Annotated in this window: 14 protein-coding genes; 7 read left to right on the forward strand and 7 right to left on the reverse strand. The window is 38.7% G+C overall.

Going from position 1 to position 13,857, the window contains the following annotated elements:
* The first annotated feature begins 111 nt into the window (after positions 1-111).
* From ACU696_RS16360 to ACU696_RS16375, 4 genes are all read left to right on the forward strand, one after another.
* The gene (locus ACU696_RS16360) at positions 112-300 is read left to right on the forward strand and encodes a hypothetical protein (RefSeq protein ID WP_004909749.1); all 189 of its coding nucleotides are present in this window, start codon (positions 112-114) and stop codon (positions 298-300) included.
* Between the two features lie 224 nt (positions 301-524).
* On the forward strand, positions 525-932 hold the full coding sequence (locus tag ACU696_RS16365; protein WP_004909747.1) for an acyl-CoA thioesterase: 408 nt from the start codon (positions 525-527) through the stop codon (positions 930-932).
* A 563-nt stretch (positions 933-1,495) separates the two neighbouring features.
* Positions 1,496-2,065, forward strand: a complete 570-nt coding sequence (locus ACU696_RS16370) for a tetratricopeptide repeat protein (RefSeq protein ID WP_004255883.1) — start codon at positions 1,496-1,498, stop codon at positions 2,063-2,065.
* A 199-nt stretch (positions 2,066-2,264) separates the two neighbouring features.
* Entirely contained in the window at positions 2,265-2,702 is a 438-nt protein-coding gene (locus ACU696_RS16375; RefSeq protein WP_004909739.1) for a universal stress protein, read from the forward strand.
* A gap of 195 nt (positions 2,703-2,897) precedes the next feature.
* On the opposite strand, the gene ACU696_RS16380 is transcribed toward ACU696_RS16375, so the two are convergent.
* The gene (locus ACU696_RS16380) at positions 2,898-3,374 is read right to left on the reverse strand and encodes a GNAT family N-acetyltransferase (protein WP_109911082.1); all 477 of its coding nucleotides are present in this window, start codon (positions 3,372-3,374) and stop codon (positions 2,898-2,900) included.
* Positions 3,375-3,482: 108 nt separating this feature from the next.
* The gene (gene agp / locus ACU696_RS16385) at positions 3,483-4,736 is read right to left on the reverse strand and encodes a bifunctional glucose-1-phosphatase/inositol phosphatase (protein ID WP_109911081.1); all 1,254 of its coding nucleotides are present in this window, start codon (positions 4,734-4,736) and stop codon (positions 3,483-3,485) included.
* Between the two features lie 220 nt (positions 4,737-4,956).
* On the opposite strand from agp, the gene ACU696_RS16390 reads away from it, so the two are divergent.
* Entirely contained in the window at positions 4,957-5,397 is a 441-nt protein-coding gene (locus tag ACU696_RS16390) for a GNAT family N-acetyltransferase (protein ID WP_004909731.1), read from the forward strand.
* 2 nt (positions 5,398-5,399) lie between these two features.
* Positions 5,400-5,966, forward strand: a complete 567-nt coding sequence (locus ACU696_RS16395) for a GNAT family N-acetyltransferase (RefSeq protein WP_109911080.1) — start codon at positions 5,400-5,402, stop codon at positions 5,964-5,966.
* Between the two features lie 243 nt (positions 5,967-6,209).
* Here ACU696_RS16395 and fdnI read toward each other — a convergent pair whose 3' ends face one another.
* From fdnI to ACU696_RS16415, 4 genes are all read right to left on the reverse strand, one after another.
* Positions 6,210-6,866, reverse strand: a complete 657-nt coding sequence (fdnI, locus tag ACU696_RS16400) for a formate dehydrogenase-N subunit gamma (protein ID WP_004909726.1) — start codon at positions 6,864-6,866, stop codon at positions 6,210-6,212.
* On the reverse strand, positions 6,859-7,746 hold the full coding sequence (gene fdxH / locus ACU696_RS16405; protein WP_164528965.1) for a formate dehydrogenase subunit beta: 888 nt from the start codon (positions 7,744-7,746) through the stop codon (positions 6,859-6,861). The genes fdnI and fdxH overlap by 8 nt, the downstream gene beginning before the upstream one ends.
* 10 nt (positions 7,747-7,756) lie before the next feature.
* Positions 7,757-10,804 carry a formate dehydrogenase-N subunit alpha gene (gene fdnG / locus ACU696_RS16410; protein WP_117162065.1) on the reverse strand — a complete coding sequence of 1,016 codons (3,048 nt, stop codon included), beginning with the start codon at positions 10,802-10,804 and terminating at the stop codon, positions 7,757-7,759.
* Positions 10,805-11,208: 404 nt separating this feature from the next.
* Positions 11,209-11,532 carry a YnfA family protein gene (locus ACU696_RS16415; RefSeq protein ID WP_004909715.1) on the reverse strand — a complete coding sequence of 108 codons (324 nt, stop codon included), beginning with the start codon at positions 11,530-11,532 and terminating at the stop codon, positions 11,209-11,211.
* 420 nt (positions 11,533-11,952) lie between these two features.
* Between ACU696_RS16415 and yafC the strand changes: the two genes are divergently transcribed.
* Positions 11,953-12,852 (forward strand): DNA-binding transcriptional regulator YafC, encoded by a 900-nt coding sequence (yafC, locus tag ACU696_RS16420; protein WP_004909711.1) that lies wholly within the window; start codon positions 11,953-11,955, stop codon positions 12,850-12,852.
* Between the two features lie 34 nt (positions 12,853-12,886).
* On the opposite strand, the gene dkgB is transcribed toward yafC, so the two are convergent.
* On the reverse strand, positions 12,887-13,690 hold the full coding sequence (gene dkgB, locus ACU696_RS16425) for a 2,5-didehydrogluconate reductase DkgB (RefSeq protein ID WP_109911079.1): 804 nt from the start codon (positions 13,688-13,690) through the stop codon (positions 12,887-12,889).
* Positions 13,691-13,857 lie beyond the last annotated feature (167 nt).

The raw sequence follows: 13,857 nt of genomic DNA on the forward strand, positions 1-13,857 counted from the left end.
TACTTGTTTGTAAAATTTGCTCACAAAAAACCCTTCAATATGAAGGGTTTTTTTATTACCTATTGTGGCTCTATTGCTTAGTATTCGAAACTTAAATCAAATGGAGTGATTATGAATAAATCACTATTGGCAATAGCAATTTCACTGTTAAGTGCCACAGCTTTCGCTGAAAAAAGTTACACCGTAGGGCAATTAGAGGACATGATTGCTGATAACAACAAACCACAAATTGCAGCCCCTGTTTTAGATGGTTCTATCGCAAAAGCTGTTCGTATGAGTGCAGAGTATTTAGATAATTAATTCCATGCCTCATTAGAATTTAAAAGCTCATAATTTGAACTCTGGGCCTTTAATATTCCCTCTTCTGATTTTATCTACAGCTGACATTCTCAAAAATTTCCCTGCCGGAACGATTCACTTCACATTTATTGCTGAATTAGTTTGAAATGAGTATTACACTTAGCTTTTAACATTATTGCTTTTAACAATTACTAGCATACTAAGTAACAATTGTAAGGTAGACCATGAGTTCCATCGCTGACGATGTCATCACACAAAAAATTGAGCAATCCATTTCTCGCGTATCTAAAGTGGTATTTCCAACAACAACTAACCACCACAGCACCCTATTTGGCGGTACTGCTCTCGCTTGGATGGATGAAGTTTCTTTTATTACCGCAACACGTTTTAGCCGTAAGCGCCTTGTTACGGTCTCCACTGAAAAAATTAATTTTACTCATCCAATCCCTTCAGGAACCATTGTTGAGTTGGTGGGTAAAGTCATTCGAGTTGGAAGAACCAGTTTGACGGTCAATGTATCGATTTTTTTAGAAGATATGTATTCAGAAGGTCGTGAAGAAGTGATACATGGCCAGTTTAATTTTGTTGCAATTGATGACAATGGTAAACCTACCCCACTATTTGAGTCATAAGCTTTTTTAAGCCATCAACATAAAGGTTTTGTTTATATTGCTAAAGGTGCGAATTCTGTAAACTTTAATTCACACCTTTCTAATAACACATCAGCCGCCCTTATTTAATTCACTTTTCTCACTTCTGATGTGTTTTATATCGAAAATTTATTCGTATTAAATGTTTTTATAAAATAATCACCCTAACGCCTTAAACCACACTTAAAATATCAATTAATATTCCATTCCCTTATCTTTTCATCTGCCTGGCATGACTTCTTAATCATTTCTCTTATTAATATCTTGTTACAACAAACACATAACGTGGCTAAAAGATAGGAAATCCCATACCCTAATATATTGTATATTTTTATTATATATTGATATTTTTAAATTAAAATCGTAGAGTATAGATGATGCCAATAACTCTAAAAATGCGTAAACTCCTCAGGCTTATAGCTTATTTTATATTACGTATTTTGATGTAAACTTTTCTTTATGTAATATACTTTGTTGGTAATAAATCTCATTGAGACATTTTATTAAAAATAGAAATAAACAACGCTAAAATAAGATATCAAATTATGCTTAGAATTCTTTCATTTATTATTTTATGTGCCTTTTCAATTAACCTAAGTGTCGCTGCGGTTCCCAAAGAAACTATCAAACGTATCGAGCAAGAAGCGCAAAAAGGCGATATAAAAGCGCAAGTCATGTTAGGAATTGGCTATTACCTTGGTAACGAGCTTAAACAGGACTATGGTAAAGCAAAAAAATGGTTAACGATGGCATCGAATAAGGGCAATTCTGATGCTCAGTTGTTTTTAGGGGACATGTATTTAAATGGTAATGGCGTTGAGGCCAACCTTGAAACAGCCATGGATCTATTCGAAAAATCAGCCAATAAAGGCAATGTTGAAGCCCAAAATTATATGGGCCAGTTTTACTATCAAGGTATTGGTGTAAAACAAAATTATATTACTGCTTTTGAGTGGTTCAAAAAATCTGCTGATAAAAAATTTCCACCCGCACAATACCAAGTCGGTAAAATGCTAGAAAGTGGAGAGGGAATTGAAATCAATGAAAAATCTGCAGCTGAATATCTAGCTCAAGCCTGCAAAGCTGGCTTAAAAGAAGCTTGCGTAAAAAAATAAATCTACCCCAATATTTCCTGCATTTTACCTGATGTTATTCATTATAATGGCATCAGGCTCCCCTCTTTTTTTGATGAAAAATCTTATTACGGCTACTTGCTCACACCCTTCCACCAATAAATTCATTACTATTAATAATCAATTTCACAATGTATGATATTGTTCTAAACTTATAATATAAAAGAGAAAGGGAGATATTATGTACAATACAATCTTAGTTCCGATCGATGTAACCGAAGATGCTCTCACTAACTTATTAGTTCCTCATGTTAATTCGCTACAAAAATTGAATGATGCAACAGTGCACTTTCTTGCCGTAACCGCACCAATTTCAAACTATTTACGCTATGGTGGCACCATCTTACCAGGAGACTTCCCTGACGACGAAAAACAAGCTGAAATTATCCTTACAGAATTAAAAGAAAAAATTAAACTATTTGATATCCCTGCAGATAAAATAAAGGCGAAAGCAACCGTTGGTTCTGTTAAAGACGAAATTTTGGCAACCGCAGAAGATATCAACGCCGATATTATTCTATTAGGTTCACGCCGCCCGAGTATGTCAACCTATTTGCTGGGCTCTAATGCCGCCTCAGTAGTTCGTTATGCAAAAACTAGTGTATTAGTGGTTAGATAATAAAGACTAAAGTGCTATTTGGAGCTTAAGCAAACACATTTTACAAACAAAAGGTTTAGCCTTAATGATTGTTACAAAAAACAGCAAAGACATACACTTTATAGGGCTATTTATGTGTTCATTTAGGGTAAATTAAAGGCTCATAAACATTTTCGTGATTTTCACGCCCTGCTTTTTTAGCGGGGTTTTTTTATGCTATAAAACTGATGAATGGCTTAATCTAAAGCGTTTAAAAGGAATACCATCAAAATCAACAATGCGTTCTTCAGTAAAACCATAACGTAAAATCGCGGATACTTTCTTGCGTGTTAACGGTAAATGTATTGTAACTGACTCAACCTTCAGTGATGTAAAAGCTTTATTAATAATATTCTTAACAATAGATTTTCCCTTTCCCCAAAACTTAGGATGTAACACTAAAGCTAAATCTGCATCACCCGCTTCATTTTGTAACCCTCCCCAGCCGGCAAATTGGTCATCAATCATAATGGCCCATACTCCATAGCCATGTTGCTCCCAATGCAGCTCTTTTCCTGAAACCCACTGCTGGCAGGCCTGTTCATCGAAATGGCTGCTGCCTAGAGGCATATGTTCAAGTACAGCTGGATGAGTATTTAATGCGATAAGATCTGCGGTAGCAATTTGATTTAGCTGAAAAAACTGAATAGGCATAGTGACTATTTTGTCCACATAAGATATTAATAAACCCAATATATAATTTGGCTATCTTCCCAAAAAATGATGCCCCGCTCAAGTTTGTAGGGCATCAATATACCGTGATTACTGTTCTAAGGCTGTCGCCATGACTTTTTGAAAATCTTCCCAAGAACAATAGCCGCTTTTATCAATTGGACACCCTTTTAGCTCTAATGTGACATGTTTAGGCGGTGTTTGTAATGATAAATACGTATTATCTCTAAGCTGGTCTGCAGTTTGGTAAACATATTCGACTTTCATAAAATCTTTATTCGCTTGCTTATCTGTCCAGCGTTGGAACACTAATTTACCTCCAATCGGGGTATGTTCATACTGCTCTGGTAATTGATACGGTTTAAAATCCATTGCTGACATGAGTGACGCAATATTCGAGTCATGACCGACTAAGAATATAAATTTTGCTGTTTCTCCTTTATCGACCGAAACAAAGCCTTTATCGATATAATTGAGTATTGGATGTGCGACATTTTTTGCAATGATTTTTGGCGTAAATAACGTTTCTTGGTAAGCATTTTTTAGCGTATTCAGTTTTTTCCATTTTTCAGGGGTATTCACAAGCCCCCAAGCCACTTCATTAGCAGGAAAACCTTCATAATATTGAAGGTCTATCGCATCCACCGCTGAATTCGCAATTTTTAATGGACCACTGACGCCTGGTTCTTTTTCAGCTTCAATAATAAAGCTGTTTTTTTGGTTATTTAAATTACATAATTTGTCTGTTTTACATTTCTGAGAATCTTTAATATTCAGAACACTATCTAATTCGTCATAACCCGCAGTCAGTGATAACCCTTTAAAATATTGTTCCATCTCAGCGAGTGCCTGCTGTTTAAATTCAGGGGAAGCATTGGTAATAATTGGGTTAAAAACAGGGTCCATTTTACCAATTTCAGGCTGATGATGAATACTTACCTTGCATCCTGGAAATGCGCCTGCAGCAAAGAATTGGGCAGTTGCTATCGTTCTTTGGAGACTATTTGTATAAAGGTATACATCCTCATTACTTGTTGGACACAGTTCATCTGCAAGTAATTTGTTTTGGTCTATCCACTCCCTAAAATAATGCCCCATGTAGACTTCAAGTGCGCCGCCTTTAGTAGTGAGATAACCACTTTGTGCATCCCATGCAGGCCATTTTTTATCAGTCACTTCAGTAAGAATACCGGTATTTACGATAGGTGTACGTAAATTATGGCGGCTAAGGACTAAAACTTGATCTAAAACCATATCTGTTTTGCTATCTGTACTCGCTAATACAGGCGCAATAGGTGTTAATAATGCCGTAGATAAACAGAGAGTTAGCAATTTATATTTCATTAATATACCCCTACAATTAAAGCAACAAAGAAAAATACGTTCATCGCTATATAAAGAACTTAGCGAAAAATCACACCGCAACTTATCTAATAATGACGAAGTTGACTTTTTTTTCTGCGATAAATATCTCAAAAACAATCTTAAGGTAAATTAAAAACAAACGATTGACAGAAGAAAACCAGCAGTTAAGATTTTCCAATCAATACACGGAGATAATATAATGATAGTCCAAAGCGCAACACGTGCACACGATGATGATATTATTCGTGTTTGGGAGTCTTCAGTGAGAGCAACTCACCATTTTTTAACTGAAGAAAAAATTGCTGAACTAAAAATTGCTATCAAAGATATTTATTTGCCGTATTTAGCTGTTTTTGTGACATTCAATAGCGCAGGCAATATGACCGGTTTTCTAGGGTGCGATAAACACCGCCTTGAAATGTTGTTTATTTCCCAAGAAAGTAGAGGCCAAGGTACAGGGAAAAAACTGCTTCAATATGCCATTGATACCTTAGGCATTACTGAGTTGGATGTTAACGAACAAAATCCTCAAGCTATCGGGTTCTATCAACATATGGGTTTTACACAATATGCACGTTCTGAATTAGACGGCGAAGGTAATCCATTCCCTATTCTTCATATGCGTCTTAATAAAAAGTAGCCATGAAAATCATTGAGTTAGAAACAATACGTTTACGGCTACGTGGGTGGCAAGAAGAAGATAAACAGTCATTTTACCAAATGAATAGCCATCCCGATGTCATGCATTATTTTCCTTCTGTGCTTAATGAGCAGCAAAATGCACAATTTATGCAAGCCATCATAGATAAATTTGCTCAACAAGGAGGATGGGGATTATGGGCTGTTGAATTAAAATCCAATAGACAATTCATTGGGTTTATTGGTTTAAATATTCCCGCCTCTAATTTACCTTTTTCCCCTTGTATCGAATTAAGTTGGCGTCTGTTACCGGAATATTGGCACCACGGCTATGCCACTGAAGGAGCGAGTCGTGTCATCGAATATGCTTTTGATAAACTAAATCTGCCCGAACTGGTTGCATTTACGGCAGTGGTTAATTCACCATCAGAATCCGTAATGAAAAGACTAGGAATGATAAAACAACTAAATAACTTTTATCACCCAGCACTCCCTGATGGCCATTGGTTGCAAGAGCATGTGTTGTATCGCATCAAGGCCAGTGACTTTTTAAACAAATCTCATCAATAAGAAACCATATAAGCCCAAATACCCACAAAAAAGCCATCACAATGTGATGGCTCAGATTTGCAGCCAAACATATTATGTTTAGCTGCAAATCTAATAGGTTTTGAAAATAAATTAGGAAAATCAATTTATTGATTTTCGGCTGATAACACAAAGTGGGAAAAACCACGCTTTTATCCCGCTTTGTCAACAACCTAAGCCATCACAATGTGATGGCTTAATGTTATTTAGCACCTACTGCGTAAATTATTTTTTACTTTCAGCTTCGGCTTTGGCTTCTTTCGCTTCTACATCACGGTACCAACGAGGGTGATGTTTTCGCGCCCAACGGCGGCTAACTTTCCCTTCGATCATTCCGTTGATTGAACCTTTAACCCAGAATGCCATGTACATATGAATTAAAATGGCATGGATCAATACAATTGCAGCAACGGCATGAATCAACAACCCCCACCGCACAACCCACATTGGGAATAAATGTGCAAAATAAGGGCGCCAAATGATAATACCAGTTATCAAGAGCACAAAAATCAGGCTCATGATGCTCCAGAACATCATTTTTTGACCGGCGTTATATTTACCTACATCAGCCACTTCATGTTCATTACCCTTCAATACTTCGACAATATTTTTAATCCAAGGTAAGTCTTGCTTATCTGGAATATTGTGTTTCACAAAGCGAACAAACATAAACATCAGCACAACGAAAATCAACACACCAAAGAAGGGATGTAAAATCCGTCCCATTTGCGGTGTACCAAAGGTTTCCGTCAACCATTTCAATGTTGGGAAAAATAACGCGATCCCCGACAAAGCAACCAAGAAGAAGCTGATGACAACCGTCCAGTGACACGCGCGGTCAATAAACTTTGTCCGCACAATCATTTTGCTTTTCTTACTCATGGTCATCTTTCTCCTCTTCATCACTCACTTCTTTGTTTGGACCAATTCCCACATAGTGGAAAATCAACCCTGCAAAGGTCGCGATAAATCCAACGACAGAAAGTGGTTTCAAGATGCCCTGCCACAGATTGATTGGTGTATCAATTTGTGGGTCTTTAGGCAGGCCATGATACAGTCCAGGTTTGTCAGCATGGTGAAGCACATAAACAACATGCGTACCACCCACACCTTCAGGATCATAAATTCCCGCTTGCGCATACCCCCGATTTTGCAATTTAGTTACGCGCTCTGCACCGTATTCCAACATCTCTTTTTTCGTGCCGAAACGGATAGCCCCCGTTGGACAAGTTTTCACACATGCTGGCTCTTGACCAACACTCACCCTATCAACGCACAAGGTACACTTGTACACTCGATTGTCTTTCGGGTTTAATCGAGGAATGTTGAATGGGCAACCCGCGATACAATAACCACAACCAATACAGTGCTCTGATTGGAAATCCACAATACCATTTGCGTACTGAATGATTGCTCCAGCTGATGGGCAAGATTTCAAACATCCAGGGTCGGTACAGTGCATACAGCCATCTTTACGGATCAACCATTCTAGCTTACCCATTTCAGTGGTTTCGCTAAAACGCATCACCGTCCACGATTTTGCGCTTAAATCCGTTGGGTTATCATAAACCCCAACGCAATGACCAACTTCGTCACGGATATCATTCCACTCAGAACATGCCACTTGACAAGCTTTACAGCCGATACAAGATGACACATCAATGAGCTTACAGACTTCAAGCTTATCATCACGCGCTTGTGGCGGAGGCGTAATGCTATTGGTCGCGGAACGTTTAATAATGTCTTGAGATTGCATGGACATGTCCCCTCCCTTACGCCTTCTCAATGTTAACTAAGAATGCCTTATACTCAGGTGTCTGAGAGTTAGCATCGCCGACAGACGGCGTTAACGTATTGGTGATAAACCCTTTTTGAGTCGCGCCTTCAAAGCCCCAGTGAATAGGTAGTCCAACTGTTTCAATTGGTTTGCCATCCACCATCAGCGTTTGTAATCTAGGAGTGACAACTGCAACAGCCTTGATAAACCCACGTTTACTGCTGACTTTGACCTTATCGCCTAACGCAATTCCTTTGGCTTTTGCTAATGTTTCGCTGATCTCAACAAATTGCTCAGGCTGAGCAATTGCGTTCAAGCGAGCATGCTTAGTCCACGTATGGAAATGCTCTGTTAAACGGTATGTGGTTCCGACATAAGGGAAATCTTTGTGGTCACCAAGACGTTTCTTGTCTTCATCAAAAATCCGCGCCGCTGGGTTAGAAACCACATTCGGGTGCAACGGGTTAGTGCCAAGTGGTGTTTCAAATGGCTCATAGTGCTCAGGGAATGGCCCTTCAGCCATCTTATCGATAGCAAATAAACGACCTAAACCTTCTGGTTGCATGATGAATGGCCCAGTTCCGACTTCAGGAGCAGAAGCATTGAAGTCAGGAATATCATTACCGACCCATTTTTTACCATTCCACTCGATAAGCACGCGGTCTTTATTCCACGGTTTACCTTGGGTGTCACAAGAAGCACGGTTATAAATCACACGGCGGTTCAGAGGCCATGCCCATGCCCAACCAAGTGTATTACCGATACCGGATGGGTCGCTATTATCACGATTTGCCATCTGGTTGCCTTTCTCAGTCCAGCTACCAGTGTAAATCCAGCAAGAAGATGCCGTTGAACCATCTGCACGCAATAAAGCAAATGAGCTGAGTAGTTCGCCTTTTTTCGCTTGTAAATTGCCATCGGCATCATAAAGATCAACCAGTGCAACACCGTTGTTTTCTTTCGCCACTTCTTCTGATTCCGGATGGAATTGTTGTTTATAATTCCATTTCATTTGCATCAGAGGATCTTGGCCTTGGCCGCCTTCTTTCTCATACAGTTCACGGATTTTATACAGAATACCGGTCAATATTTGGCCATCATTACGCGCTTCACCTGGAGCATCTGCCGCTTGCCAGTGCCATTGTAACCAACGGCCTGAGTTGGCTATCGAACCATCTTCTTCCGCAAAACAAGTGGATGGTAAACGGAACACTTCGGTTTGAATCGAAGCTGTATCAACGTCATTCATCTCACCATGATTTTGCCAGAAATTAGCCGTTTCAGTGACTAACGGGTCGACAACAATCAGGTATTTCAACTTACTAAGGCAGCTAACCACTTTATTTTTATCAGGGAATGACGCTACTGGGTTAAACCCTTGACAGATATAGCCAGTCACTTGGTCTTTGCTCATCATGTCAAAATACTTCATCACATCATAAGCTTGGTCCCATTTAGGTAACCAGTCATAACCCCATTGGTTCTCAGCTTGAGCGGAATCTCCATAGAAAGATTTCATCAAACTCACAAAGAACTTAGGATAGTTGCTCCAGAAATTTACCTGATTTGGCAATGTCGCTTTTGGCGTATTCGCAGTAAGGTAGCTATCAATGTTCTGATGTTTTTCAGAAGGTAGTGTCAAGTAACCCGGTAAACTGGTTGATAGTAACCCTAAATCTGTTAAGCCTTGAATATTCGAGTGCCCACGTAACGCGTTCACGCCACCACCAGCAACCCCCATGTTACCTAGCAGTAACTGGATCATGGCCATGGTACGAATATTTTGTGCACCAACAGTATGTTGTGTCCAACCTAACGCATACAGGAAAGTCCCGGCTTTATCTGCCGCGCTTGTTGTGGCTAAAATTTCACAAACCTTCAAGAAGTCTGCTTTTGGTGTTCCACAAATTTGCTCAACAATATCAGGCGTATAGCGTGATACGTGTTTGTGAAGTAAATTCCACACGCAACGTGGGTCTTGTAAAGTGTCATCGCGTAATGCGTGACCATTTTCATCAAACTTATAGTTCCAACTGGTTTTGTCATAACTACGCTTATCAGCGTCATAGCCACTAAATAAGCCATCGTTAAAGTCAAAATCATCTCTAACAATCAATGATGCATTGGTATAGTTCTGAACATATTCAGCATTGATTTTTTGATTTTCAATCAGGTACAGTAAAACGCCCGATAAAAAGGTAATATCGGTACCTGAACGAATTGGGACATAATGGTCAGCAACTGATGCGGTACGCGTAAAACGCGGGTCTATGACAATCAGTGTGGCATCATTATTATTTTTCGCCTCAATTGCCCAACGGAACCCAACAGGGTGTGCTTCCGCAGCATTACCGCCCATAACGACGACAACATCGGCATTTTTGATATCAACCCAGTGGTTGGTCATCGCACCGCGACCAAATGTTGGAGCAAGACTTGCTACCGTTGGTCCGTGTCAGACACGCGCTTGGTTGTCAACCGCTAGCATTCCTAGCGATCTGGCGAATTTTTGTGTCAACATTCCCGTTTCGTTACTGGCAGCTGATGCGCAAAGCATTCCTGTTGATAACCAACGGTTTACTGTTGTTCCTTCAGCATTTTTTTCGATGAAATTCGCATCGCGGTCATCTTTCATTAAGCGTGCAATGCGTGTGAAGGCATCATCCCAACTAATGCGCTCCCATTTATCAGAGCCTGGTGCTCTATATTCAGGATAACGTAAACGATTTTCGCTTTGGATATAATCGAGCAGACCAGCCCCTTTAGGGCATAAAGCACCACGGTTTACCGGGTGGTCTGAGTCACCTTCGACATGGAATATCGCGGATTTAGCATTCATGGCGCCATCGCCCATGCTATATATTAGTAATCCACAACCGACAGAACAGTAGGTACAAGTATTACGCGTCTCTTTAGAGCGAAGTAATTTATATTCACGTACATTAGCTATTGCCATTCCAGGCATAAAACCTAACGCAGCTACAGTTGTACCTGCCATCCCGCCAGCGCAGATTTTAAAAAACTTTCTACGACTAACGTTCATTGCTACCTCTTTATATTTTTTGTATAAATCGGTGAGAGAATAGCAGCCTAATATGATTAGATATTGCCTAAAATCAATGAAAGTGAAAATAAAAGTTTAATTAATATTAACTGAGTAGTTAAACATCAATTAAAATTACTACCAATAGAGTATTTATTGTTAAATTGATTTAGATCAAATGTTACATTTAAACTATTTTAGTTAAATTCCATTTCAATTAACATTTCGTAAAAGAGAATACGTCTATTTTTTAGAAAAAATAAATTTTAAATTTAATTTAAATATAGATTTAGTATTTATCTGATGAAATAAACATAAAGGAATCATTTTGTGATCGCCTTAAATGCACGTCATCTTAAAATAAACAAATATTTTTTTTCAAGGTGACGTGATAACACTATCGTCTATTTCCAACCACTAATTATAATCCCTGCTCCAAGGAGCACAACTAGAGCACCTACCCAGTCAGTCACGGTAAGAGACACACCATCAACCACTTTCAGCCAAACTAATGCGGTTGCAATATATATCCCGCCATAAGTAGCATAAATTCGGCCACTTGCTTCCGGATGCAATGTCAATAACCAGACAAATAGCATTAAACTTAACGCCGCAGGGATCAATAGCCAAGCCCCACCTTGCTTTTTCATCCAAAGATAAGGAAAGTAACAGCCTGCAATTTCAGCCAACGCAGTGATAAAGAATAAAGCAATAATTTTTATCGACATAAAAACCCATTCAAAATAGTCCCCATAAATTTCACCTTGATATTAGCAAATTTCATCAACACTGTTATGTGGTTTTCACTAATATCAGTGAAATACGTCTTGCAATCGGTAAGACAAAAAATACATTCTGCAGCGCAATCATCCAAGGAAGCATCCACTAACTCAATCAAGGAGAAAACACGTCCCTAGTAAAGGCTAAGGCTTTTATCGTGCTAATTAGCGAAACATGCAATTCACAAGGAAAATTACACTGAAGCACTAAAAATTCTTTTAAGAAAAGCGATAGGTTATGATTCAATATGATTAGCTTTTAAGCTAATAAAACCCCATTCTCTTAAACTTTTAGTTTAAATTTTAAGACCTATTGCTGTTACTATAATAGTCACCTTTTCTATCATCTTATTGGCTAATAAAATTATTATGAGAGCAACATCTGAAGAAGCCCGTGTATTTATAGAAGTGGTAGAACAAAAAAGCTTTAGTAAAGCGGCTGATAAACTTAATTTAGCAAATTCAGCAGTGAGCCGAATCGTCAAAAAATTGGAAGAAAAACTGGGGGTCAATTTACTTAACCGTACCACCAGGCAAATTGACCTAACTGCAGAGGGCGAAATTTATTTTCAACGCATGAAAATTATCTTGCAAGAAATGCAAGCGGCAGAAGATGAATTATATGACACACAAAGCTCTCCAAAAGGCCTATTACGAATTGATGCAGCAACGCCGATTGTATTGCATATATTAATTCCTTTTGTTGCTATTTTTCGCAAACAATATCCAGACATTCACTTGTCGTTAGTTTCATCGGAAACCTTTGTTAATTTAATTGAACGGAAAGTTGATGTTGCTATTCGGGCAGGGCATCTCACCGACTCCAGCTTACGTGCTCGCCCATTATTTAAGAGTTATCGCAAGATTATTGCGTCGCCAAATTATCTGGAACAACATGATGAGCCTAAATCTCCTCAAGATCTTTTGCATCATACATGCCTGACCTTTACTGAACCTGCATCATTAAATATGTGGCCAGTTAAAGGCATTGATGGGCAACTAATGGAAGTTACTGCAGGGATATCATCAAATAGCGGGGAGACACTAAGACAGCTTTGTTTAGCTGGAAATGGGATTGCATGTTTGTCTGACTTTATGGTGAATAAATATATTCAAAATGGCCAATTTGTCGAAGTATTAAAGGATGAATTGCAGCCTGTTCCTTTACCATTCCATGCCGTATATTACAGTGACCGCGTTGTCAGCCAGCGTATTCGGGTTTTTATTGATAGCTTAACTCAATATCTTGCAGAAATTCAGAGGCCATAACAAATCCTAGCCTCTGAGCATATAGAATAATCAATTAGTCCCAGTTTGGCGCTAAACCTTCTGGGCTAACTAAGCGGTCATTACAATCTAATGCTGCAATCGCCGCTTTATCGTCACTATCTAACTGTAATTGAGTTGCTTGCAAGTTACTTAATAAATTTTCACGTTTTGTTGATGATGGAATAACAGAATACCCTTCACCAATCGCCCACGCTAAAATAACCTGAGCGGATGTTGCATTGTGTTTCTGTGCAATACTCGCAATAACCTCATCCTTTAATGCTTTGCCATACGCTAATGTCATATAAGAGGTAATATGGATATTATGTTGTTTTGCCCACTCTACAACTTTTTTGTTTTGCAGATAAGGTGAAAGCTCTATTTGGTTTGTCGCAATATTTTCAACACCGACTGCCGCGATTGCTTTTTCCATTAATGGAATAGTGAAATTAGAAATACCAATTTCACGTGTTAACCCTTGTTTTTTGGCTTCCAATAATGCTTGCATGAACTCTTCAACAGAAACCGCATCATTTGGAGATGGCCAATGCACTAGTGTTAAGTCCACATAATCCATTTGCAAATCACTTAAACTTTGTTTAAGACTTGGGATAAGTTTATCTTTACTTAAATTCTCAATCCAAATTTTTGTTGTGATATAAAGCTCGCTGCGCTCAACGCCACTTTCTGCAATAGCCTGCCCAACCGCAGCTTCATTCTCATAAATTTGTGCTGTATCAACAGCGCGGTACCCAACATCTAATGCATTTTTTACTGAAGCAATCACGACATCATCTTTTAAACGGAATGTACCCACACCAATTACAGGAATCGTCATTATGTTACCTTTCTTAAATTTTTTACATTAAGCTTCACGGGTAATTATCTGGATAGTCCATGTTCATTCGCTACGAACTAACCCATAATTACTGCGACAATTTGAATACGACAAAGAATACGATGGGATAATGCAGAGAAAAATAGCCGTAAGCTCAATAGACTTTT

Source organism: Providencia sp. PROV_01 (assembly GCF_053098325.1).